Source organism: Streptomyces sp. NPDC030165, assembly GCF_055573595.1.
In genome coordinates this window covers 26304-49512 of record NZ_JBVIBD010000001.1, presented here as the reverse complement: position 1 = coordinate 49512, position 23209 = coordinate 26304, and the positions used below count along the sequence as shown (strand labels likewise).

The 23209-nt window shown below is 73.8% G+C and carries 14 protein-coding genes and 1 pseudogene; 8 read left to right on the top strand and 7 right to left on the bottom strand.

Translation table 11 applies throughout. From position 1 onward, the window contains the following. Positions 1-61: 61 nt before the first annotated feature. Positions 62-3700: a hydantoinase B/oxoprolinase family protein gene (locus ACZ4Z1_RS00190; RefSeq protein WP_468484309.1), complete on the top strand. Its 3639-nt coding sequence runs from the start codon at positions 62-64 to the stop codon at positions 3698-3700. Here ACZ4Z1_RS00190 and ACZ4Z1_RS00185 read toward each other — a convergent pair. The 3 genes from ACZ4Z1_RS00185 to ACZ4Z1_RS00175 are packed head-to-tail and all read right to left on the bottom strand — an operon-like array spanning position 3674 to position 6023. Next, positions 3674-4564, bottom strand: a complete 891-nt coding sequence (locus tag ACZ4Z1_RS00185) for a 5-oxoprolinase subunit C family protein (RefSeq protein WP_468484308.1) — start codon at positions 4562-4564, stop codon at positions 3674-3676. The genes ACZ4Z1_RS00190 and ACZ4Z1_RS00185 overlap by 27 nt on opposite strands. Next, a complete protein-coding gene (gene pxpB, locus ACZ4Z1_RS00180) occupies positions 4561-5196 on the bottom strand; it encodes a 5-oxoprolinase subunit PxpB (protein WP_468484831.1) in 636 nt (211 codons plus the stop codon). Before pxpB ends, ACZ4Z1_RS00185 begins: the two co-directional genes overlap by 4 nt. 50 nt (positions 5197-5246) lie before the next feature. Further along, the gene (locus tag ACZ4Z1_RS00175; RefSeq protein ID WP_468484307.1) at positions 5247-6023 is read right to left on the bottom strand and encodes a LamB/YcsF family protein; all 777 of its coding nucleotides are present in this window, start codon (positions 6021-6023) and stop codon (positions 5247-5249) included. Between the two features lie 266 nt (positions 6024-6289). Here ACZ4Z1_RS00175 and ACZ4Z1_RS00170 point away from each other — a divergent pair, with 266 nt between their 5' ends. The 7 genes from ACZ4Z1_RS00170 (at position 6290) to ACZ4Z1_RS00140 (ending at position 17012) form a co-directional block, all read left to right on the top strand. Further along, entirely contained in the window at positions 6290-7015 is a 726-nt protein-coding gene (locus tag ACZ4Z1_RS00170) for a GntR family transcriptional regulator (RefSeq protein ID WP_468484306.1), read from the top strand. Between the two features lie 122 nt (positions 7016-7137). Continuing rightward, on the top strand, positions 7138-7845 hold the full coding sequence (locus ACZ4Z1_RS00165; protein ID WP_468484305.1) for a DUF969 domain-containing protein: 708 nt from the start codon (positions 7138-7140) through the stop codon (positions 7843-7845). Further along, entirely contained in the window at positions 7842-8810 is a 969-nt protein-coding gene (locus ACZ4Z1_RS00160; RefSeq protein ID WP_468484304.1) for a DUF979 domain-containing protein, read from the top strand. The genes ACZ4Z1_RS00165 and ACZ4Z1_RS00160 overlap by 4 nt, the downstream gene beginning before the upstream one ends. A 76-nt stretch (positions 8811-8886) precedes the next feature. Then, positions 8887-9540 (top strand): pyroglutamyl-peptidase I, encoded by a 654-nt coding sequence (pcp, locus tag ACZ4Z1_RS00155; protein ID WP_468484303.1) that lies wholly within the window; start codon positions 8887-8889, stop codon positions 9538-9540. A gap of 56 nt (positions 9541-9596) precedes the next feature. Continuing rightward, positions 9597-11141, top strand: a complete 1545-nt coding sequence (locus ACZ4Z1_RS00150; protein ID WP_468484302.1) for a hypothetical protein — start codon at positions 9597-9599, stop codon at positions 11139-11141. 76 nt (positions 11142-11217) lie between these two features. Continuing rightward, positions 11218-12171 carry a hypothetical protein gene (locus ACZ4Z1_RS00145; protein ID WP_468484301.1) on the top strand — a complete coding sequence of 318 codons (954 nt, stop codon included), beginning with the start codon at positions 11218-11220 and terminating at the stop codon, positions 12169-12171. An 89-nt stretch (positions 12172-12260) separates the two neighbouring features. Further along, on the top strand, positions 12261-17012 hold the full coding sequence (locus ACZ4Z1_RS00140; RefSeq protein WP_468484300.1) for a coiled-coil domain-containing protein: 4752 nt from the start codon (positions 12261-12263) through the stop codon (positions 17010-17012). Here ACZ4Z1_RS00140 and ACZ4Z1_RS00135 read toward each other — a convergent pair. From ACZ4Z1_RS00135 to ACZ4Z1_RS00120, 4 genes and pseudogenes are all read right to left on the bottom strand, one after another. After that, positions 16999-18147, bottom strand: a pseudogene (locus ACZ4Z1_RS00135) (aromatic ring-hydroxylating oxygenase subunit alpha); the annotation flags it as partial. The gene ACZ4Z1_RS00140 and the pseudogene ACZ4Z1_RS00135 overlap by 14 nt on opposite strands. After that, positions 18144-19349 (bottom strand): N-methyl-L-tryptophan oxidase, encoded by a 1206-nt coding sequence (gene solA / locus ACZ4Z1_RS00130; RefSeq protein WP_468484299.1) that lies wholly within the window; start codon positions 19347-19349, stop codon positions 18144-18146. The gene solA and the pseudogene ACZ4Z1_RS00135, both read right to left, overlap by 4 nt. A gap of 46 nt (positions 19350-19395) precedes the next feature. Further along, positions 19396-21867: a GcvT family protein gene (locus ACZ4Z1_RS00125; RefSeq protein WP_468484298.1), complete on the bottom strand. Its 2472-nt coding sequence runs from the start codon at positions 21865-21867 to the stop codon at positions 19396-19398. Next, on the bottom strand, positions 21864-22949 hold the full coding sequence (locus ACZ4Z1_RS00120; protein WP_468484297.1) for an S-(hydroxymethyl)mycothiol dehydrogenase: 1086 nt from the start codon (positions 22947-22949) through the stop codon (positions 21864-21866). The genes ACZ4Z1_RS00125 and ACZ4Z1_RS00120 overlap by 4 nt, the downstream gene beginning before the upstream one ends. Positions 22950-23209: the final 260 nt, after the last annotated feature.

Sequence of the window (23209 nt, the reverse complement as noted above, 5' to 3'; positions counted from 1 at the left end):
GCCGGACGGACGCCGGGGCGGAAAACACCGGATCCGCCAAGCCCGCTGCCACAATGGCGGTATGACGGGACGCTGGGAGTTCTGGATCGACCGGGGCGGCACGTTCACGGACGTGGTGGGGCGGCGGCCGGACGGGCGGCTGGTCACCGGCAAACTGCTCTCGCACCGCCCCGGAAGCACCGAGGACGCCGCCGTCGCCGGCATCCGGGCGATGCTGGGCCTGGCGCCCGGCGAACCGGTGCCCGCCGAGCGGATCGCCGTCGTCAAGATGGGGACGACCGTGGCGACCAACGCCCTGCTGGAGCGCACCGGCGAGCCGACCGTCCTGGTGACCACCGAGGGCTTCCGGGACGCGCTGCGCATCGCCTACCAGAACCGGCCGCGGATCTTCGACCGGCGGATCGTGCTGCCCGAGGCGCTGTACGAGCGGGTGATCGAGGTCCCGGAGCGGGTGGACGCGCGGGGCGCGGTCGTCCGGCCGCTGGAGACGGACGCGGTACGGGCCGGGCTGGCGCGGGCGTACGACGACGGGCTGCGCAGCGCGGCGGTGGTGCTGCTGCACGGCTACCGCTGCGCGGACCACGAGAAGGCGGTGGCCGCCCTGGCGAAGGAGGCGGGCTTCGCGCAGGTCAGCTGCTCGCACGAGGTCAGCCCGCTGATGAAGCTGGTGCCGCGCGGCGACACCACCGTCGTGGACGCCTACCTCTCGCCGGTCCTCGGCCGGTACGTCGACGAGGTGGCGGCCCGACTGCCGGGCGTACGGCTGATGTTCATGCAGTCCAACGGCGGGCTGCGGGAGGCCGCGCACTTCCGCGGCAAGGACGCGGTGCTCTCCGGGCCGGCGGGCGGCGTCGTGGGAATGGCCCGGGCCTCGGCCGAGGCGGGAGACGGGTACGACCGGGTGATCGGCTTCGACATGGGCGGCACCTCCACCGACGTGTCGCACTACGCGGGCTCCTTCGAGCGGATCTTCGGCAACGAGGTCGCGGGCGTACGGATGCGGGCGCCCATGATGAACATCCACACCGTCGCGGCGGGCGGCGGCTCGGTGCTGCACTTCGACGGGCGGCGCTACCGCGTCGGCCCCGACTCGGCCGGCGCCGTACCGGGACCCGCCTGCTACCGGCGCGGCGGCCCGCTGACCGTCACGGACGCCAACGTGATGCTGGGCCGCGTCCAGCCGGCGCACTTCCCTGCGATGTTCGGCCCGGACGGCGACCAGCCGCTGGACGCCGCGACGGTACGGGAGCGTTTCGTCCGGCTGGCCGAGGAGGCGGCCGAGGCCACCGGCGACCGGCGGGGCCCGGAGGAGGTGGCCGCCGGGTTCCTGGACATCGCCGTGCTGAACATGGCCAACGCGGTCAAGAAGATCTCCGTCCAGCGCGGTTACGACGTCACGCGCTACGCCCTCACCAGCTTCGGCGGCGCGGGCGGCCAGCACGCCTGCGCGGTCGCCGACGCGCTGGGCATCGGCACGGTCGTCGTACCGCCGCTGGCCGGTGTGCTGTCCGCGTACGGCATCGGGGTGGCCGACGCGACGGCCATGCGGGAACAGGCCGTCGAGGTGGAGATCGACCCGGAGTCGGACGAGAGCGCCGTCGCCGCGGTGCACGGCGCCTGTGACCGGCTGGCCGGACGGACCCGCCGCGAACTGCTCGACGACGGTGTCCCGGAGGAGAGCGTGACCACCAGGGCGCGGGTGATGCTCCGCTACGCCGGGACGGACGCCGCGATCGGTGTGGCGCTGGACACGCCGCGCGCGATGGCCGCGGAATTCGTCGAGGCACATCGCGCGCGCTACGCGTTCACGATGGACAAACCGCTGATCGCCGAGGCCGTCTCGGTCGAGGCGGTCGGCGCGGCGGGCGGCACGGCCGGGCACCGGGTGCCGACGGGGGAGCGGGCGGGGAGGCTGCGGCCGGTCGCGACGGTACGGATGTTCGCACAGCGGCGCTGGCAGGACACGGAACTGTTCGCCCGCGGCGACCTGCGCCCCGGAGACACCCTCACCGGCCCCGCGATCATCGCGGAGGACGACGCGACGACGGTCCTCGACCCAGGCTGGCAGGCCCGCGCGGGGGAGCGCGGCCATCTGCTGCTGACCCGGGCGCGGCCCCGCGCGGGCGGTCCCGCGGTCGGCACGGACGCCGACCCGGTCATGCTGGAGGTGTTCAACAGCCTCTTCATGGCCATCGCCGAGCAGATGGGCGTCCGCCTGGAGAACACCGCCCACTCGGTCAACATCAAGGAGCGCCTGGACTTCTCCTGTGCCCTCTTCGATCACGATGGCAACCTCATCGCCAACGCCCCGCACATTCCCGTGCACCTGGGGTCGATGGGGGAGTCCATCAAGGAAGTTCTGAAACGGCGGCGCGGCACGGGCGACATGCGTCCCGGCGACGTGTACGCGATCAACGACCCGTACCACGGCGGTACGCACCTGCCCGACGTCACCGTCGTCACCCCCGTCTTCGACGACGCCGGCGAGGAGCTGCTGTTCCTGGTCGCCTCGCGCGGCCACCACGCCGAGATCGGCGGCATCACCCCGGGCTCGATGCCCGCCTTCAGCCGCACCATCCAGGAGGAGGGCATCCTCTTCGACAACTGGCTGCTGGTGCGGGACGGGAAGCTGCGCGAGGAGGAGACACGCGCCCTGCTTGCCGCCGGGCCCTACCCCTCGCGGGCCCCGGACACCAACATCGCGGACCTGCGGGCGCAGATCGCCGCCAACGAGAAGGGCATCCGCGAACTGCGCAAGATGATCGAGCAGTTCGGCCTGGACGTGGTGCGCGCCTACATGGGACACGTCCAGGACAACGCCGAGGAATCGGTACGCCGGATCATCGCGCACATGGAGGACGGTTCGTACCGCTACGAGACCGACGGCGGCGCGGTGATCCAGGTCGCGCTGACCGTGGACCGGGCCGCGCGCAGCGCGGTGCTGGACTTCGCCGGGACCTCGCCGCAGCTGCCCGGCAACGCCAACGCCCCCAGTTCGGTGGTGATGGCCGCGGTGCTCTACGTCTTCCGCACGCTGGTCGCCGAGGACATCCCGCTCAACAGCGGCTGCCTGAAGCCGGTCGAGGTCCGCATCCCGCCCGGCTCGATGCTGGCGCCGGAGTTCCCCGCGGCCACGGTCGCGGGCAACGTGGAAACCTCGCAGGCGGTCACCGGCGCGCTCTACGCCGCGCTCGGCGTCCAGGCCGAGGGCTCCGGCACGATGAACAACCTGACCTTCGGCAACGACCGGGTGCAGTACTACGAGACCGTCGCCGGCGGCTCCGGCGCGGGCGACGGCTTCGACGGCGCGGACGCCGTGCAGACCCACATGACCAACTCCCGGCTGACCGACCCCGAGGTGCTGGAATGGCGCTACCCCGTACGGGTGGAGAGCTTCGCCGTACGGGAGGGCAGTGGCGGCGACGGCCGCTGGCGGGGCGGCCGGGGCGCCGAACGCCGCCTGCGCTTCCTGGAACCGGTGACGGTGGCCCTGCTCACCGGGCACCGCCGGGTGCCGCCGTACGGCATGGCAGGCGGTGAGCCGGGCGCGACCGGCGCCAACCTGATCCGGCGGGCGGACGGCAGGGAAGAGGCGCTGGAGGGGTGCGACGTGGCGGAGGTCGGCGCGGGGGACGTGCTGGTGATCCGTACGCCGGGGGGTGGCGGGTACGGATCACCCGGCTCGGCCGGCGGCGCGTGAGCGCCTGGGGACGAACCGGACCGGCGTCCCCGGGGCCGCCTGCGCCGCCGCGACGAGGAAGCGCTCCGGGACCACTCCGACGACCGGGTAGCCGCCCGTCGTCGGGTGGTCGTTGAGGAACAGGACGGGCAGGCCGTTCGGGGGGACCTGGAGGGCGCCCAGGGGCATGCCCTCGCTGGGGAGTTCGCCGTCCCGGTGGCGTTCCAGGGGCGGGCCCTCCGTGCGCAGGCCGATGCGGTTGCTCGCCGAGGAGACGCGGAAGCGGCCGGTGGCGAGGGTGCGCAGGCCCGCCTCGGTGAACCAGTCGTCGCGTGGTCCGAGCACGTACGGCAGCACCAGTTCCGTGAGCGGCAGCCCCGTGCGCGGGACGGCGTCCACGGAGGCGGGCGGGCCGTGCGGGGTGCCGATCGGCAGCACGCCGCCGTCGGACAGCGGCGCAGGCCCGAGGCCGGAGAGCAGGTCGGCGGCGCGGCTGCCGAGCACCGGCTCCGCGTCGACGCCGCCGGCGAAGGCGAGGTACGAGCGGAGGCCGGCGGTGGCCGGGCCGGCGTCCAGTACCGCGCCCGCCGCGACGCGGAGCGGCGCGCCCCAGGGGGCGGGGCGGCCGTCGACCGTGACCGGGCAGGGCGCGCCGGTCACCGCGGCCACGGTGTCCGTGCGGACCCGTACGGCACAGCCGGTGAGGGTGGTCTCCAGGGTGGCGCACGTTTCGGGGTTGCCCACGAGGCGGTTGGCGAGCCGGTGGGCGGGCTCGTCCAGGGCTCCGGCGCGCGGTACGCCGAGGTGGGCGTGGCCCGCGCGGCCGAGGTCCTGGACGGTGGTCAGGGCTCCGGCACGTACGACGCAGCAGGCGCGGTCGGTCATCGTGCCTCCTGGAAATCATTCGAAACCGGTATGAAGCGGACGCGTGTGCCGGGGGAGAACAGGGCCGCCGGGTCGCGGTCGGGATCCCACAGCTCGACGTCGCTGGTGCCGATGAGCTGCCAGCCGCCGGGCGACGAGCGAGGATAGACACCGGTGTACGGGCCCGCCAGGGCGACCGAGCCGACCGGGACCTTGGTGCGTGGCGTGGCGCGGCGCGGCACGTGGTGGCGCTCCGGCAGACCCGTCAGGTAGCCGAAGCCGGGGGCGAACCCGCAGAAGGCCACGTGGAATTCCGTACCGGAGTGGATGCGGACCACGTCCTCGGGCGTGGTGTCCCACAGGGCGGCCACGTCGGCGAGGTCGGGGCCGTCGTAGCGCACCGGGATCTCGATGGCGGGCCGGTCGTCGGCGGTGGCCGGGGGGACGTCCCAGCCGGGCAGTTCGGCAGCCAGCCGGTCTGGTTCGGCCAGGCCGTCGAGCAGGACCGTGCGGGCGGCCGGGACGATCTCGCGGACCGCGGGCAGGGTGCCCGCGGCGGCCCGGCGCAGCAGCTCGGCGTGGAACGCCTCGACGGCCGCGGCGTCGTCCAGCTCGACGAGCAGCCCGTGGTCGCCGACCGGCAGGGGGCGCAGGGGCAGCCGTGACCGGCCGGCCGGGACGCGGCCGCCGGGCGTACCGGTGCTCACGCGAAGCTGCCGATCCGCACGCCGGCCGCGGTCAGCTCGTCGCGCACCCGCCGTGCGAGGTCCGCGGCGCCGGGGGTGTCGCCGTGCAGGCACAGCGAGCGCGCTCCCACACGTACCGTGCTGCCGTCGATGGCGGTGACGGTGCCCTCCGTCGCCATGCCCAGCGCGCGCTTGACGACCGCGTCCGGGTCGTGGATGACGGCGCCCGGCTCGCGGCGCGGCACCAGGGTGCCTTCGGGGGTGTAGGCGCGGTCGGCGAAGGCCTCGCCGACGACGGGCAGGCCGACGCGGCGGGCCGCCTCGTGGAGCTGGGAGCCGGGCAGGCCGAGGATGGGCAGCGGGGTGCCGGCGGTCCGTACGCCTTCCAGGACGGCGGCGGACTGCGCCTCGTCGTGGACGCAGCGGTTGTAGAGCGCGCCGTGCGGCTTCACGTAGCCGATCCGGGTGCCGGCGGCGCGGGCGAAGACCTCCAACGCGCCGATCTGGTACGCGATCTCGTCGGCCAGCTCGCGTGGCGGCACGTCCATGGCGCGGCGCCCGAAGCCCGCGAGGTCGCGGTAGGAGACCTGGGCGCCGATCACCACGCCGCGCTCGGCGGCCAGCTCGCAGACCCGGCGCATGGTGCTGGGGTCCCCGGCGTGGAATCCGCAGGCCACGTTGGCGCTGGTGACGATGGACAGCAGGGCCTCGTCGTCGGTGAGCTCCCAGCGCCCGAAGCCTTCCCCGAGGTCGGCGTTGAGGTCGACGAGGGGGGTGGTCACCGGGTCGCTCATAGAAGTCGCAAGTCCGTTCCGGAAGTGGCCCACGCGGGTGGGCCCACGGGCAGCAGATCACTGGTTCTGAACCGGCCGGCCCGTATCCGTAGTGGCTCTCCCCCTGAGGGCACTCGGGCCGGCCGGTGGTCAGCCCAACGTAAGCGATCGTTCAACGATCCGACAAGAGGTGTGTTGTCTCGTTCTGCCATCTGGGATTGACTTCCGCTCACAGCACATGGGGTGCGCGTACGAGGTGCAGGTACGGGGCGAAAGCGGGGACGACGATGGCGGGCGGCACGACACGGGGCGATCGGCACAGGCTCGCCGAGGTCTCGGAGCTGGCGGGCGACCGGGTGCTGCTGGGACGCTCCAGCACTGCGGAGCGGGTCGCCGACATTCTCCGGGACCGCATCACCGAGGGCTACTTCCCGCCCGGCGCGCGGCTGTCCGAGGAGAGCATCGGCGGAGCTCTGGGGGTCTCGCGCAACACCCTGCGGGAGGCGTTCCGCCTGCTCACGCACGAGCGCCTGCTGGTGCACCAGCTCAACCGCGGGGTCTTCGTGCGCATCGTGACGGTCGCGGACCTGGACGACATCTACCGGGTCCGTACGCTCGTGGAGTGCGCCGCGGTACGCAGCCTGGGCGAGCCGCCGCACCCGGTGGGGGCGATGGAGGCGGCCGTGGTGGCCGGCGAGACCGCCTACGAGGAGCGCGCCTGGCGCGACCTGGGCACCGCGAACCTCCGCTTCCACCAGGCGGTGGTGGGGCTGGCGGGCAGCCCGCGCACCGACGAGCTGATGCGCGGGGTCCTCGCGGAGCTGCGGCTGGTCTTCCACGTGATGGACGATCCGCGCCGCTTCCACGCGCCGTACCTGACCCGCAACCGGCAGATCCTGGAGGAGTTGCAGGCCGGGGACGGAGCCGCTGCCGAGCGGCTGCTGGAGTCGTATCTGGAGGACTCCAGGGCGCAGCTTTCCGGGGCGTACGCCCAGCGCATCGCGGCGCAATAGGGCGCGTTGGGGCCCTGGGGTTTCGCTTCCGCCAACCCCTTGTCGGATCGTTGAACAATCGCCTAACCTCCTCGCATCCTCCTCACGGTCCGCGTGGGGTCCCGTATGCGGAAGGCGGACCCATGATCGTGCTTCTCGGCGTGCTCGTGGTCGTGGTCGGCTTCGCCACCAAACGCAATGCCCTGCTGGTCGTGGGCGTGGCGGGCATCGTCACCGGCCTGCTCGGCGGCCTGTCGCCGCAGGAGGTCCTGGCGGCCTTCGGCACCGGCTTCGCGAGCAGCCGGGCGGTGACGATCTTCGCGATCACCCTCCCGGTGATCGGCCTGCTGGAGCGCTACGGCCTCCAGGAGCAGGCCCGGCGGCTGATCGCCCGCTTCGCCAAGCTGACCACCGGCCGCTTCCTCGCCCTCTACCTGGGCATGCGCCAGATCGGCGCGGCCGTCGGGCTGACGCACGTCTTCGGGCACGCGCAGACCGTGCGCCCGCTGGCCGTGCCGATGGCCGAGGGCGCCGCCGAGCGCAAGCACGGGCGGCTGACCGAGAAGGGCCGGGAGAAGGTCCGTTCGTTCTCCGCGAGCGCCGACAACGTGGGGCTGTTCTTCGGTGAGGACGTCTTCCTCGCCGTCGGCTCGATCCTGCTGATCACCAGCTTCGTCAACACCACGTACAACACCCACCTGGAGCCGCTGCACCTGGCGCTGTGGGCGATCCCCACCGCATTGTGCGCCCTGGCCGTGCACGGCTGGCGGCTGCTGCGCCTGGACCGGTACCTGGAACGCGAACTGGTCGCCGCCAACATCGAGCCCGTCGCCGAGGGAGCAGCCAAGTGATCAAGGCAGAGTGGTTCTACTGGCTCGTCGGCCTGAGCTTCCTGGTGATGGCCTCCCAGATGCTCACCGACCGCAGCAACCCCAAGCGCCTGGGCACCACCGCCTTCTGGGGCCTGCTCGGCGCCGGCTTCGTCTACAGCAGCTGGGTGGTCGAGAAGAAAGCACCGGCCGAACCGCTGGGCGCGGCTGTCCTGATCATGATCGTGCTGGCCGGTTCCGGGTTCACCGGACGCGGTACGCCGCGCACCACCACACCCGAACAGCGCGAGGCGAGCGCCCTGAAACTGGGCAACAAGCTGTTCGTGCCCGCCCTGGCCATCCCGGTCGTCGCGCTGCTGTGCGCGGTCGTCGTCAAGGAGCTCTCGATCGGCGGTGAACCGATCCTCCAGGAGGGCAGCGAGACCATCCTGGGACTCGGCATCGGCGCCGTCGTCGCCCTCGTCGTCGGCATGATCATGCTGCGCGAGAAGCGGATATCCGTACCCGTGCGGGCCGGGCGCTCCATGCTGGAGGCGATGGGCTGGGCGATGCTGCTGCCCCAGCTGCTCGCCACCCTCGGCACCATCTTCCAGCTCTCCGGCGTCGGCACCCAGGTCGGCAAGCTGGCCACCTCGGTCCTGCCGGAGGACTCCCTGTACGTCGCGGTGATCGTCTACTGCGTCGGCATGGCCCTGTTCACCGTGATCATGGGCAACGCCTTCGCCGCCTTCCCGGTGATGACCGCGGCGGTCGGCTGGCCGGTGCTCATCGAGCACTTCCACGGCGACGCGCCCGCCGTCCTGGCCATCGGCATGCTCGCCGGGTTCTGCGGGACGCTGGTCACCCCGATGGCGGCCAACTTCAACATCGTCCCGGCCGCGCTGCTGGAACTGAAGGACCAGTACGGCCCGATCAAGGCCCAACTGCCCACCGCCGGCGTGCTGCTCGGCTGCAACATCGTGGTCATGGCCCTGTTCGCCTTCTGACCACCCCCACCACCGCACGACACGAACCGCACACGGACCGGGGGCACCGCGCGGCTCACGAACCACAGGGAACGCCATGACGCGGACGACACGCATCCTGCTCACCGGATTCGAGCCCTTCGACGGCGAGAGCTCCAACCCCTCCTGGGAGGCGGTGAGGGAGGCCGCCGCCGCGCCGCCCGCCGGGCTGGAGATGACGGCCGTCGAACTGCCCTGCGTCTACGGGCGCTCGCGCACCGCGCTGCGCGACGCCGTCGCGGCCCACGACCCCGACCTCGTCCTGTGCGTCGGTCAGGCGGGCGGCCGCCCCGACCTGACCGTGGAACGGATCGCCGTCAACATCGACGACGCCCGCATCCCCGACGTCTCGGGCGCCCAGCCCATCGACGAGACCATCGTGCCCGGCGGCCCCGCGGCGTACTTCGCCGCGCTGCCGGTCAAGGCCTGTGTGGCCGCCGTGCGCGAGGCCGGGGTGCCGGCCTCCGTCTCCAACACCGCGGGCACCTTCGTCTGCAACCACGTCTTCTACGACCTGATGCACCTGATCGCGACCGAGCGGCCCGCGCTGCGCGGCGGCTTCGTGCACGTGCCGTACGCGCCCGGGCAGGTCGCCGGCCGGTCGCTGCCCTCACTCGCGGTGAGCGCCGTCGCCGAGGGGCTGCGTGTGATCGCCGCCACCGCGGCGCGTACAAATACGGACATCAAGGCCGTGGGAGGCGCCACACACTGACCTCGGGACCCGTGCCGTTTCGTCCGTTGTCAGTGCGAGCGCCTACGCTGTGCGACGTGACTTTTCCTGCCCCGGGGACCGCTGCGTCCCAGCTCAACGGCGTGGCCCGGCCCGAAGGGCCCTCCCGGCCCGCGCCGGGCCCGGCCGCCGACGAGGGCCTGGCCCGCCGACTGCGCGCCCTCGCGTGCACCGCGCCGCTGCACGACCTGGACGCACGCAAGGCCAACCTCGCCGGTGAGTACGGGGTGTATGCGATGGCGGAGGTGGCGCTCGCCGCCATCGACCTGGTCACCCTGCACATGGACTTCGACACCGGCGCCGACCACGAGCAGATAGTGGCCAGGCTGCTGCCGCGGATCGCCGCGCAGACCCCGCACCGCCCCGCCGCCGAGCACGAGCGCGTCGCCCGCTGGGTGCTGGAGAACCTCATCAACGTCGGCAGCGTCGACCGCGGCTTCCGCGCCGTGTACGGCACCTTCGGCCCCGAGGGCGAGTACGTCCGCCGGGACTACGACTTCAAGCTCATCGAGGAGGTCCCCGGCCCCGGCGGCGGTGTCTACCTCCGTACGACCGACGAGGCCGTCAACGTCCTGGTCGGCGCCCTCGACACGGACGTGACCAGCGCCCAGATCGCCGCCGAGGTCAAGCTGGAGGTGCTCATCAGCCGCGGCCGGCTGGCGGACGCCCAGCTCGCCGCCGAGCAGGCCCGCTACCGCACCGTGCAGTACGCCGAGACGCTGCGCCGCACCCTCGACGCCACCCGCCGCAACGTCCGCGCGGTGGACTGGCTGCGCGCCGTCCCCGACATGATCGCCGAAGCCCTCGACCACGTCGCCGAGCGCTACCGCCACGAGAACGCCATCCTCACCAACATCCGCAAGGCCCGCGACGAGGCCGAGGACCAGGAGCACAAGCGGCGCGCCGCCGAGCTGGTCGACATCGTCAAGGACTGCATCCGCCGGCACACCCAGCTCCAGTCCCGGCTGCTGGAGGCCGGCCCGCTCTTCCGCGCCGAGCAGGACCGCCAGGCGTTCGCGCCGCCCGCCGGACGCTCCGGCCTCGACCTGTACGGCCAGCTCGTCGCCCCGGTCCTGCCGCTCCCCGTCGAGCAGGCGACCCGGGTCACCGACGCCTTCTTCGCGCGCGGCACGGGCTTTCGTACGGGCACCTCCGTACGGCTCGGCGACCTCGTCGGCCTGCTGTTCACACCGCCCGTCGAGCGCGAGCACCTCGGCGCCGAGATGCCCGAGCCGGACCTGATCGCCACCCCGGACGACAGCCGCTTCTCCGAGGAGCAGCTGGAGGCCGCCCAAGCCCTGCTCGACCTGCCCGCCGACGCGCCCCGCCGGCTGTCCGGCCTGCTGGCCGAGGCCCGTGACAGCGGCGACCCGGATCTGGCGTACCTGGTCGCCCTGCTGGCGGTGCACGCGGCCAGCCCGCCGGTCGGCACGGCCTACCGCCAGGGCGAACAGCACCTGCTCTTCGCCGTCGACGACGGCACCGTGCTCGACGACCCGGAGTTCGGCGGCGCCGACCTCATCGTCGGCAAGGCCCTGCTGGACGCGGCGGGCATGGCGGCCGACCGCTCGGAGGTGGCGTGATGCCGGCGGCCGGGCAGGGCGCGCGCAGAACGCCGTCAGCGGGGCGGCAGAAGGAAGTTCGCATGGAGGTACGGGCGTGAGTGAGTACGGAACGGGCGTCGAGGACGGCGTCGAGGAACCGGCGCGGGGGGACCTGACCGCCGCGGCGGAGCAGCCGTCCTGGTCAGCGCCCGGCCCCGGCACGGCCGCACCTTCGGGGCCCGCGCCCGTGACGCCCGCCGACGCCGCGGACGCCGCGCGGCTGGTCTCCTTCGGGCTCCAGCCCAAGCTGCTGCCCGCCCGGGACGCCGAGTACGGCGAACTGCTCCGCCGCTACCGCGACGAGCCCGCGTTCGCACGCCTGGCCGACGCCGTCGCCACCGGGCTCGGCCTGGTCGTCCTGGAGGTCTCCCCGCGCGCCGGCATGGCCGTCACCGCCGACGAGGACTCCGTCTTCGCCGTACGGATGGGCGACTACGCCCGCCGCGCCGCCGCCGACTCCGCCGACCGCTTCCTGCACGGCCTCGCCCACCTCGCCGTCGCCGCGATGGCCTTCCCGCGCCCCGAGGACCTCGCCGACGACGGCTACATCGGCCGCATCACCGTCAACGGCGTGGACGCCTTCGTCCGGCAGGCGTGCCGCCGCCTGGAGGAGCGCGCCGAGGAGCAGGGCGAGAACACCGACCCGGCCACCGACACGCCCGGCCTCGAAGCCGCCTGGCGGACCTACGCGCGCCGCAGCGCCACCGGCGCCACCAAGGACGCGCGGCGGCTGGCCGGTTCGACCACCGGCATCATCGCCAAGGCCGTCGCCTTCCTCGTCGACTCCGGCTTCCTCCAGCGCACCGGCGACGACTCCGGCGGCGCCTACCGCACCACCGCCCGCTACCAGCTCCAGGTGCGCGACATGGCGGGCAGCGCCGCCATGGCCGAACTGCTGGAGCTGGGCGTCGTGCCCGTCGGCGACGGCAGTCCCAGCCTGCTGCCCGCCGAGGACACCGACGACCTCGACCTGGTCTCCGACGCGGGACTGCCCTTCCACTCCTCCTGACCGCCCGGGGCCGGGCACGCCCCGGCCCCGTTCCCACCGACCGCCGGTCCACCGACCACCGTCCGCCCACACAACGAGAGTCCGCCGCCATGTACGAGCTGTCCCGGGTCCGCCTCTACTCCATCGGGCCCGCCGGTGCGCGCTACGCCGACACCGTGCTGGACCTGCGCGGAGTCGGCGCGCCGGTGCCCGACCCGGCGCCGGCGCAGGCGGACTTCTTCGAGGACGAGCCGGTCGGCCCGCCGCGCCGCCCCGCCCCCGCGGGCGTCCTCTTCCTGGAGAACGGCGGCGGCAAGTCCGTCCTGCTCAAGCTGATCTTCTCGGTGATGCTGCCCGGCCACCGCAACACCCTGGGCGGCGCCAGCTCCGGCGTGCTGCGCAAGTTCCTGCTCGCCGACGACTGCGGCCACGTCGCCCTGGAGTGGCAGCACACCCTCACCGGCGAGTCCATCGTGGTCGGCAAGGTCAGCGAGTGGCGGGGCCGGCAGGTCTCCAACGACCCGCGCAAGTTCGCCGAGGCGTGGTACAGCTTCCGGCCCGGGCCCGGCATGAGCCTGGACTCGCTGCCGGTCGCCGAGGCCACCGTCGTCCGGCCGCGCGGCGAGCAGGCCGAGGGCTTCTCCGGGGCCAGGGGCCGCCGCCGTACGATGAAGGGCTTCCGCGACGCCCTGGTGGAGGCCGGCAAGAACTACCCCAACCTGGACGTCTCCTGGGTCGAGATCCACGAGCGGTGGAACGAGCACCTCGGCGAACTGGGCCTGGACCCCGAACTCTTCCGCTACCAGCGGGAGATGAACGCCGACGAGGGCGAGGCCGCCGGCCTCTTCGCGGTCAAGAACGACTCCGACTTCACCGACCTGCTGCTGCGCGCGGTCACCGACACCCGCGACACCGACGGGCTCGCCGACCTCGTGCACGGCTTCGCGCACAAGCTGGGCCGCCGCGCCGAACTGACCGCCGAACGCGACTTCACCGCCGGCTCGCTGGACCTGCTGTCGCGGATCGCGGACGCCGCCGAGCAGCGCGAGACCGCCCGTGACGTGCACGCCGGTGCCGAACGCCGCACCCGTACCCTCGCCCAGCGGCTGCACGCCCGCGGCACCGAGGAGCGCGGCCGCGCCGCCGAGTTCGCCGAGCAGGTCGCCACCGCCGCGCACGCGGTCACCGACGCCGAGCGGGTGCGCGAACGCCGCGCGCTGATCTCCGCCGAGCTCGCCTACCGGCACGCTTCCCTGGCGCTGGCCGCCGCCGAGAAGGGCGCCGCCGCCCAGCGCCGCGAGCTGAACGACGCCCGTACGCTGCACTCCGCCTGGCAGGCCGCCGAGACCGTGCTGCGTCACCGCGCCGCCGCCGACCGCGCCACCCGCGTCGCCGCCGCGATCCGCGAGGCCGAGCGGGACGCCGCGCCCGCGCTCGCCGCCCGTACGAAGGCCGCCACCGAGCTGGTGCGCGCCCTTGAGGCCGCCGCCGACATCAGCGAGGGCATCGCCAACGAGCAGGAGGAGCGCTCCGCCGCCCTCCAGGACACCAGCGACACCGCGCACCGCGACGCCACCGCCGCCGCCACCCACGCCCAGCGCGCCCGCAGCGAGGCCGAACACCTCAAGCAGCGGCTGGCCGAGGTCGAGCAGGAGACCGCCGAGGCCGTACGGGCCGGCTGGCTCGACGACTCCGCGCCGGACGCCGACCCGGCCCGCGCCGCGCTCGCCGCCTCCGACGCGGAGAAGTCCACGGTCGAGGGCTGGGACGCGGCACGCGAGGCCGCCACCCGCTCCGCCGACCGGGCCCGGGAGGCCGCCACCCGCCTCGCCGCCGCCGAACTGGCCGCGGCCCGCGCCGAGGACGCCGCCCAGGCCGCGGAGCGTGCGTACGAGGCGGAGCGGCAGGCCGCCGAGTCGATCGGCGCCGAACAGCGCCTCGCCGACCTGCTCGGACTGCCGCAGGCAGCGCCCAAGGCGGGTGTGCCCGGACCGCGTACGGGGCAGCCGGACGCCGACTCCCCGGAGGACGACGGCCCGCGCCGCGCCCGCCGCCCCGCCTCCGAAGGCCCCCTGAGCGCCGAGGAACTGGACCGCAACGCCGACGACCTGCAAGAACTCCTCGACGAGAGCGTCGCCTCCGCCGAGCGTCAGCTCTTCGACCTGCGCACCGCCGCCGCCGACGACGCCCGCATCCTCGGCGCGCTGGGCGACGGCGGCCTGCTGCCGCCCGGACCCGACGTGCTCGCCGCCGTCGAGTACCTGGGCGAGCACGGCGTCCCCGCGCTGCCCGGCTGGCGCTACCTCGCCCAGTCCGTCGACCCCGCCGACCACACCCGCGTCCTGGCCGCCCGCCCCGAGCTGGTCGACGGCGTCATCATCACCGACCCGGAGACCCACGCCCGCGCCCGCGACGTGCTCGCGCAGGCCGCGCTGCTGCCGCGCTCCACCGTCGCCGTCGGCACCGCCGCGGCCCTGCTCGCGCCCACCCCCGCGCCCGACGCCCAGGACAGCGGCGTCTTCCTCGTCCCGCCGAACCCGGCCATGCACGACGAGTCCGCCGCCGACGAGGAGCGCCAGGCGCTGCGGGCCCGCGCCATAGAGCGGGACGACGAGATCCGCGCGCTGGCCGCGCGGCTGGCCGGCGACCGCGCGCTGGCCGCCCGCCTCTCCTCCTGGCGTACGGGCTGCCCGCCCGGACGCCTCGCCGAGCTGGCCACCGCCGCCGGGGAAGCCCGTACGGCCGCCGACAGCGCCGCCGGTGAACTGGCCGAACTGCGCACGGCACGGGCCGAGGCCGACGAGGAGGCCGCCGAGACCGCGCGGGTGCGCGACGAACGGCAGGAGGCCGCGCAGCGCGCCCGCCGGGTCGCCGACGCCCTCGCCGGGCTCGCCCACCGGCTGCGCGAGCGCGCCTCCTGGCAGGCCCGGCTGCGTGAACTGGCCGACGAGAGCGCCGAGTTGGAGGCCCATGCCGAGGAGTGCGTGGACCGGGCGCGCGCCGCCGACGAGGACCGCCGCACCGCCCAGCGCGCCGCCGACGACGCCCGGCGCACCGCCCACGCGCTGCGCGCCGAGCGCGCCGAGATCGCCGGCGTGCCGGACGACGTGGGCGAGGACGGCACCGAGCCCGCGACCGGCTCGCTGCCGTCCCTGCGCGAGGCGTACCGTGCCGCCTCCCAGCTGTACGAGAAGGTGGGCGTCGGCGCCGACCTGCGCGCCGAACAGGCCCGCGCCGAAGGCGACGAGAGCGCCGCGCTCGCCGAGCTGAACCGCCTCACCAACAAGGTCCGCACCCGCGCCGAACAGCTCCTGGACAGCCCGGACGCCGCCGACGGCCCGTCCCGGCAGGCCGCGTCCGCCCGCGCCGAGGCCCTGGTGACCCGGCTGGAGGCCCGCGCCTCGGCCGCCAGTGAGCAGCTCGGCCGGCTGCGCGGCGAGGCCGAACGGCTCGCACCGGCCGACGGCGAGGCGCACACCGAGCTGCCCGAGGACCTGATCCCCGCCGACGCGGACCGCGCCAAGGAACTGCTGCGCACCGCGAACGCCGAACTGACCACCGCCGACGACGCGCTGGAGACCGCCCGCGCCACCCACACCGAGCTGCTGCGCGCCCACCGCGCCGCCGAGGACGCCGCCGGCGGCTTCGACGAGACCGCGGCCATGCTGCGTGACCTGCTGCGCGACACGCAGGAGGACGAGGGTGAGCGCCCCGAGCCGTACGCCGGGCGCCTGGAGGACGCGCGGCAGGCCGCCGCCGAGTCCCGCCGCTCGCTGCGCGGCTGCGCGAGCGACCTCTCCGCGGCCGAGGCGGCGGTCCGCGAGGCCGGCGACGTGCTCGTACGGCACGCCAACTCCAGCAAGTACGAGCAGGTCCGCACGCCCGCCCGGCAGCAGATCCGCGAACTGCCCGCGGCGGCGCTGCCCGACCACGCCGCCAAGTGGGCCGACGCCTTCGCGCCCCGGCTGCGGGTGCTCACCGACGAACTCGCCCAGCTGGAACGCAACCGCGACAGCATCGTGGACCGGCTGCGCGGTCTGGTCGAGTCGTCGCTGACCACCCTGCGCTCCGCCCAGCGGCTGTCCCGCCTCCCCGAGGGCCTGGGGGAGTGGTCCGGGCAGGAGTTCTTGCGCATCCGCTTCGACGACCCGGACCAGGCCACCCTCACCGAGCGGCTGGGCGAGGTGATCGACGAGGCGACGAGCTCGGCGGTCAAGAAGAACAGCGACCTGCGGCGGGACGGCATGTCCCTGCTGCTGCGCGGTGTCAGCGCGGCGCTCCAGCCGCGCGGCGTGGCCGTGGAGATCCTCAAGCCGGACGCGGTGCTGCGCGCCGAGCGTGTCCCGGTCGGGCAGATGGGCGACGTGTTCTCCGGCGGCCAGCTGCTGACCGCAGCCATCGCCCTGTACTGCACGATGGCCGCGCTGCGCAGCAACGACCGCGGCCGCGACAAGCAGCGGCACGCCGGCACGCTGTTCCTGGACAACCCCATCGGCCGCGCCAACGCGACGTATCTGCTGGAGCTCCAGCGCGCCGTCGCCGACGCGCTGGGCGTCCAGCTGCTCTACACCACCGGCCTCTTCGACACCACAGCGCTCGCCGAGTTCCCGCTGGTCATCCGCCTGCGCAACGACGCGGACCTGAGAGCCGGGCTGAAGTACATCAGCGTCGAGGAGCATCTGCGGCCCGGCCTGCCGCTGCAGGACCCCGAGTCGGAGCCGGTGCACGGGAAGATCACGGCGACGCGGATGTACCGCCGTCCCGAGGACGAGCAGCCGGAGCCGGCTCCGGAGGGCCGACCGGAACCTCGACAGGCTCAGGAGCACCAGGAGCCTGAGGAGCCTGAGGCAGCAGCCGAGTGACCCACCGGTGGAAGTCGCCGATGTGGTGCTCGCTCGGGACGAGCACTCCGCCGGCCCGGTAGGCCCGCGAGTCCATCGCGGGCTGGGTCCGCTCGCAGGCGGCGAAGTCCTGCGCGTTGACCCGGTGGAAGAGCTCCACCGACCGCGACAGGTCCGCCCCCGAGGCCACCACCTCGGGGGCGTACAGCCAGTCGCACTCCACGACGGTGCGGTCCGCGGCCAGCGGGAACATCCGGTGCACGATGACGTGGTCGGGCACGAGGTTGAGGAAGACCTGCGGGCGGACGGTGATGGCGTAGTAGCGGCGGTCCTGGCTCTCCTCGATGCCCGCGATCCGGGCGAAGCCGCCGCTGCCGTCGACGGTGAAGCCCTCGGCCTCCTCCGCGAACGCCGCGCCGTGCCCGACGTAGTACTGCGCGGCGTAACCCTCCGCGAACTCCGGCAGTACGTCGGTCAGTTCGGGGTGGATGGTGGCGCAGTGGTAGCACTCCATGAAGTTCTCGACGATCAGCTTCCAGTTGGCGCGTACGTCGTAGGTGATGCGCCGCCCGAGGTCCAGTCCCGCCATCCCGTACCGCTCGATGGCTTCGGCGCCGCCCAGCCGTTCGCTGACCGTGCCGGTCACCGTCTCCTCGAACGACGGCGGCTCGTCGGTCAGGCACACCCACACATAGCCCAGCCACTCCCGCAGCCGGACCGGCAGCAGCCCGCGCTCGGAGCGGTCCACGTCCGGCATCCGCCGGAGGTTGGGCGCGGCCACCAGCCGCCCGTCCAGGTCGTACGTCCAGGCGTGGTACGGGCACTGGAGGTTGCGCCGCACCTCGCCGGTCTCCTCGGTGCACAGCCGGGCGCCCCGGTGGCGGCACACGTTGAGGTAGGCGCCGAAGCCGCCGCGCCGGGTGCGGACGATCAGTACGCTCTCCCGGCCGACCTGCACCGTACGGAAGGCGCCCGGCCGCGGCAGGTCGGCGGCGCGCACCGCGCAGAACCACCGGGACTCGAAGATGTGCCGCTGTTCCTGGCGGAAGGTCTCGGGGTCGGTGTAACTGGAGCCGGGCAGGGTGGTGGTGAGGCTGGAGGCCGGGGTGGTCCCGGTGGTCTCGGTGGTCTCCGGGGTCTGGGGAGCGAGGGTCATCGGACGCCTCCTGAGGCGTACGGGGCAGGCGGGGTGATGGCGGCCGGGGCGGCCGCGGCCGGGCGCTCGGGCGTGAACAGTTCGACGGGATGCGCGGTCCGCCCGGTCAGCGCCAGGTCGGCGAGGATCTCGCCCACCACCGGGACGAATTTGAAGCCGTGACCGGAGAAGCCGCAGGCCACGGTCACGGCGTCGGGGTGCGCGGGGTGCCGAGCGATGACGAAGTGCTCGTCGGGGGTGTTGGTGTACATACAGGTGACGGACTTCAGGTGGCGGCCGGGCAGCGACGGCAGCAGCCGGCCCGTCTGCCCGGCCATGGCCCGTACCTCGTCCTCGTGCACGGTCCGGTCGATGGTCTCCGGTGTGCAGACGGCACCCCGGCGGAAGAACGCCACCTTCGCGCCGCGCCCCGGACCGTCGATGGCGGGAAAGCCGTAGACCTGTACGCCGCCGTTGTCCTCCCAGATGTAGATGGGATGCCGCTCCGGGAGGTACGGGCCGGTGCCGCCCGTGGGCTCGAACCAGTGCATGATCTGCCGTTCGACGGTGAACGCCACCCCGAGATCGGACAGCAGCTCCGGCGCCCAGGCGCCGGGACAGATCACCAACTGTCCCGCGGTGTAGGTGTCCTCGGGTGTGTGTACCCGCACGCCGCGGCCGCCGGGCAGTGCTTCCCACCGGGTGACCGGCTCCTGGAAGCGCAGTTCGGCGCCGCCCTGGGTGGCGAGCTGGAGCTGGGCGGCAACGGTGTTCTCCGGGCGCAGGAACCCGGCACGGGCCTCGTACAGGGCGACCTCGCCGACGGCGGGAGTGAGCGTGGGGAAGCGGCGCCGGACCTCCCGCGCGTCGAGCATCTCGTGGGGCAGGTCCCAGGTACGGGCCGAGCGCAGCGACCCGGCGACGGTACGGCTCTCCGGCCGGCCGAGCATCACCCCGCCGCACAGCGTGGCGATCCGCCGTCCGGTGGCACGTTCCAGTTCCTCGTACAGCTCGTAGGCGCGCAGCAGCAGCGGCACGTACGCCGGGTCCTCGAAGTACGACTGACGGGTGATGCGCGAACCGCCGTGGCTGGAGCCGCGGGCGTGCACCGGGCCGAACTTCTCCAGCCCCAGCACGCGGGCACCACGCGCGGCCAGTTGGTGGGCCGCGGCGCTGCCCATGCCGCCGAGGCCGAGCACGATCACGTCATAGGTGGGGAACAAGCGGACCTCCCGGGTCGGCGCGGACGCGTGGCGACAGGGCCTGACGCTATCTGCGGATACGTTCCATCGCGGGGTCGAACAGCGGCTCGGCGGCGACGGTGGCCGCTGCCTTCTCCCCGAAATACTCGATGTGCACGGCGGTCCCGGGCACCGCGGCCCGCGCCGGGAGCCACGCGTACGCGACCGTGCGCCCGATCGAGTAGCCGTACGCCGCGCTGGTCACGTGACCCGCGGGCGCGCCGTCCACGTACACCGGCTCCTTGCCCATGACGACCGCCGCCGGGTCGTCGAGCGTCAGGCACGCCAGCCTGCGCCGCACGTTGTCGGCCGACCGCCCTTCCAGGGCCGCGCGCCCCACGAAGCCGCCCTTGTCCATGCGGACGGCCCAGCCGAGCCCCGCTTCGTACGGGTCGTGCTCGGTGGTCATGTCCTGCCCCCAGGCGCGGTACCCCTTCTCCAGGCGGAGGCTGGTGAACGCGCTGCGTCCGGCCGCGACCACGCCGTACGGCTGCCCGGCCGCCCAGAGGGTGTCCCACAGGCGCAGCCCCAGGTCCGCGCTCGTGTACAGCTCCCAGCCCAGCTCACCGACGTACGAGAGCCGCATCGCGGTCACCGGCACCTCGCCGATGTACGCCTGCTTCGCCTTGAAGTAGCCGAACGCGCGGTGCCCGAAGTCGGTGCGGGTCAGCGGCTGTACGAGGTCGCGGGCGCGCGGGCCCCAGACGCCGATGCAGCAGGTGCCGGGGGTGATATCGCGGACCTGTACGCCGTCGGGGGCGTGCCGGGTCAGGTGGTCGAGGTCCATGCCGCTGTTGACGCCGACCTGGAAGCGGTCGGCCGCCAGGCGGGCCACGGTCAGGTCGCTGCGGATACCGCCCGCGTCGTCCAGCAGCAGCGTGTACGTGACCGAGCCGGGCTTCTTCGCGAGCTGGTTGGTGGTCAGGTACTGGAGGAAGTCCAGCGCGCCCGGCCCGCTGACCTCAAGGCGCTTGAGCGGCGTCATGTCGTACAGCGCGACCCGTTCTCGGGTGGCGCGCGCCTCGGCCGCGGCGGCCGGCGACCAGTGGCGGGCCGACCAGGCGTCCCGCTCCGGCAGCGCGATGCCGTCCGCCAGCGGGGCGTTGGCCTCGTACCAGTGCGGGCGCTCCCAGCCGGTGCCTTCGAGGAAGTACGCGCCGAGCTCCCGCTGCCGCTCGTACCAGGGGCTGACGCGCAGCGGACGCGGGTGGCGCAGTGGCTGGAGCGGGTGGATGACGTCGTACACCTCGGCGAATTGCTGCTGTCCGCGCTCGGCGGTGTAGGCGGGGGAGAGCTGGGCCTCCTCGAAGCGGGAGATTTCGCACTCGTGCACGTCGGTGGCGGGGCGGCCTTCGGTGAGCCACTCGGCCACGGCCTTGGCGACGCCCGCGGAGTGGGTCACCCACACCGCTTCGGCCAGCCAGAAGCCGCGCAGTCCGGGCGCCTCGCCGAGCAGCGGCATCCCGTCGGGGGTGAAGGAGAAGACGCCGTTGAAGCCCTCCTCGACCCGCGTCCCGTCCAGGGTGGGCAGCAGCCGGCGGCTGTCGTCCCAGCTCGGGGCGAAGTCCTCGGCCGTGAAGGGGAGCGAGGAGGGCATCACGGGCGTGTCGTCGAAGGCGGGTACGGCGAAGGGGTCGACGGGCATCGGGCGGTGCGCGTACGAGCCGATGCCGAGCCGGCCCGTACCGGGCTCTTCGGCACCCTCTTCGACGTGCTCGCGGAAGTACAGGTCGCGTTCCTGGAAGCGCAGGATCGGCCGCCGGCCGTCCGGACCGGCGAACGCGGACGTCTTCGCGTACTGGTGCGCCAGCGGCAGCAGCGGTACGGACACGCCCGCCATGGCCCCGATCACCGGGCCCCAGAAGCCCGCCGCCGAGACCACCACGTCCGCGGGGAAGGTGCCCCGGTCGGTGACGACGGCGGTGACCCGGCCCGCTTCCCGCTCGATGCCCGTGACGGTGTGCCGGTCCAGGAAGCGGGCGCCGCGGGCCCGGGCGCGTACGGTCTGGGCGCGGGCGGCGGGCAGGGCCCTGGCCATTCCGTCGCCGGGTGTGTAAAAGCCGCCCAGCACCTTCGCCGCGTCCAGCATCGGCCACAGTCCGGCGCACCGCCGGGCGTCGACCAGCTCGCCCCCGATGCCCCAGGAGGCGGCGAGCCCGGCTTTGCGGTGCAGTTCGGCCCACTGCTCCTCGGTGGTGGCGATCTCCAGCCCCCCGACGGCGTCGAAGCACGGCCGTCCGTCCTCGGTGAGGGCGGCGAACTTCTCGACCGTGTACATGGCAAAGTCGCTCAGCGTTTTGGAGGCGTTGGTACGGAAGACGAGTCCGGGCGCGTGCGAGGTGGAGCCGCCGGGCGCGTGCAGCGGGCCCTGCTCCAGTACGGTCACGTCGCGTGCGCCGCGTGCGGTCAGCTCGTCGGCGAGGGAGCAGCCGACGATGCCCGCGCCGATGATCACGATGCGCGGCGGCGCCGTACCGCCCGTACCGGCCGGGGAGTTCACAGGACCACCACCGAACGCAGCACCTCACCGCGCCGCATCCGCGCGAACGCCGCCTCCACGTCCGCCAGGCCCACCGTCTCCGAGACGAACGCCTCCAGGTCCAGCTTGCCGCTCAGATACAGGTCGATCAGGACCGGGAAGTCCCGGCTGGGCAGGCAGTCGCCGTACCAGGAGGACTTCAGGGACCCGCCGTGCGCGAACACGTCGAGCAGCGGCAGCTCGATGCGCATGTCCGGCTCCGGGACGCCGACCTGCACCAGCGTGCCCGCGAGATCCCGCATGTAGAAGCCCTGCCGGAACGTCTCGGGGCGGCCCACCGCGTCGATCACGACATCGGCTCCGTGCCCGCCGGTCAGCGCCCGAACCGCCTCGACGGGGTCGGTGCCACGGGAGTTGACGGTGTCGGTGGCGCCGAACCGCTCGGCGGCGTCCAGCTTGCCGTCGTCGATGTCCACCGCGATGACCCGGCGCGCACCGGCACGGGAGGCCCCGGCGATGGCGGCGTTGCCGACACCGCCGCAGCCGATCACCGCCACCGTGTCGCCGCTGCCCACGCCTCCGGTGTGCACCGCGGCGCCGTAACCCGCCATCACCCCGCAGCCGATCAGCCCCGCCGCCTCGGGGCGGGCCGCCGGGTCGGTGCGCACCGCCTGCCCGGCGGCGACCAGCGTCTTCTCGGCGAAGGCGCCGATGCCCAGGGCCGGGGTCAGCGGGGTGCCGTCCAGCAGGGTCATCGGCTGGGCGGCATTTCGGGAGTCGAAGCAGTACCAGGGGCGGCCGCGGCGGCAGGACCGGCACCGGCCGCAGGGCGCACGCCAGGCGAGCACCACATAGTCGCCCGGCGTGAGTCCGGTGACGCCCACGCCGGTGGCCTCGACGACGCCGGCGGCCTCGTGGCCGAGCAGGTAGGGGAATTCGTCACCGACCGCGCCCTCGCGGTAGTGCAGGTCGGTGTGGCACACCCCGCACGCCTGCACGGTGACGAGGACTTCGCCCGGCCCGGGGTCGGGGACGAGGATCGGCAGCACCTCGACGGGGGCGCCCTTCTTGGCGGCGACGGCGGCGCGGGCTTCGTGCGGCATGACTCACTCCTAAACAGCGCCTGCGGGGCAGGGGCGGGTGCGTGGAGCTGGCACGGATGCCGTTATGGGGGATCGCAAAGGCGCGCGGGGGCCACGGGACGTGGGTAACCGCACGGGACTCGGGGGAACCGGAAGCGGCGCAGGAAACCGTGCAGCCGGACGAACGCCCGGTGGAATCCCTTGTGTTGCTCATGACGCGCTATGTTGCGCCATGAGGAACATGCTGGAAGTCCGTGAGCGATCCGTCAAGGGGTGACCGG

Bases quoted from the DNA above. Each gene is read 5' to 3' on its own strand.
- pcp (WP_468484303.1), top strand. From the start codon at position 8,887: ATGACGCGGACGACACGCATCCTGCTCACCGGATTCGAGCCCTTCGAC.
- ACZ4Z1_RS00120 (WP_468484297.1), bottom strand. From the start codon at position 22,949: ATGCCGCACGAAGCCCGCGCCGCCGTCGCCGCCAAGAAGGGCGCCCCC.
- ACZ4Z1_RS00170 (WP_468484306.1), top strand. From the start codon at position 6,290: ATGGCGGGCGGCACGACACGGGGCGATCGGCACAGGCTCGCCGAGGTC.
- ACZ4Z1_RS00190 (WP_468484309.1), top strand. From the start codon at position 62: ATGACGGGACGCTGGGAGTTCTGGATCGACCGGGGCGGCACGTTCACG.
- ACZ4Z1_RS00185 (WP_468484308.1), bottom strand. From the start codon at position 4,564: ATGACCGACCGCGCCTGCTGCGTCGTACGTGCCGGAGCCCTGACCACC.
- ACZ4Z1_RS00165 (WP_468484305.1), top strand. From the start codon at position 7,138: ATGATCGTGCTTCTCGGCGTGCTCGTGGTCGTGGTCGGCTTCGCCACC.
- ACZ4Z1_RS00175 (WP_468484307.1), bottom strand. From the start codon at position 6,023: ATGAGCGACCCGGTGACCACCCCCCTCGTCGACCTCAACGCCGACCTC.
- ACZ4Z1_RS00140 (WP_468484300.1), top strand. From the start codon at position 12,261: ATGTACGAGCTGTCCCGGGTCCGCCTCTACTCCATCGGGCCCGCCGGT.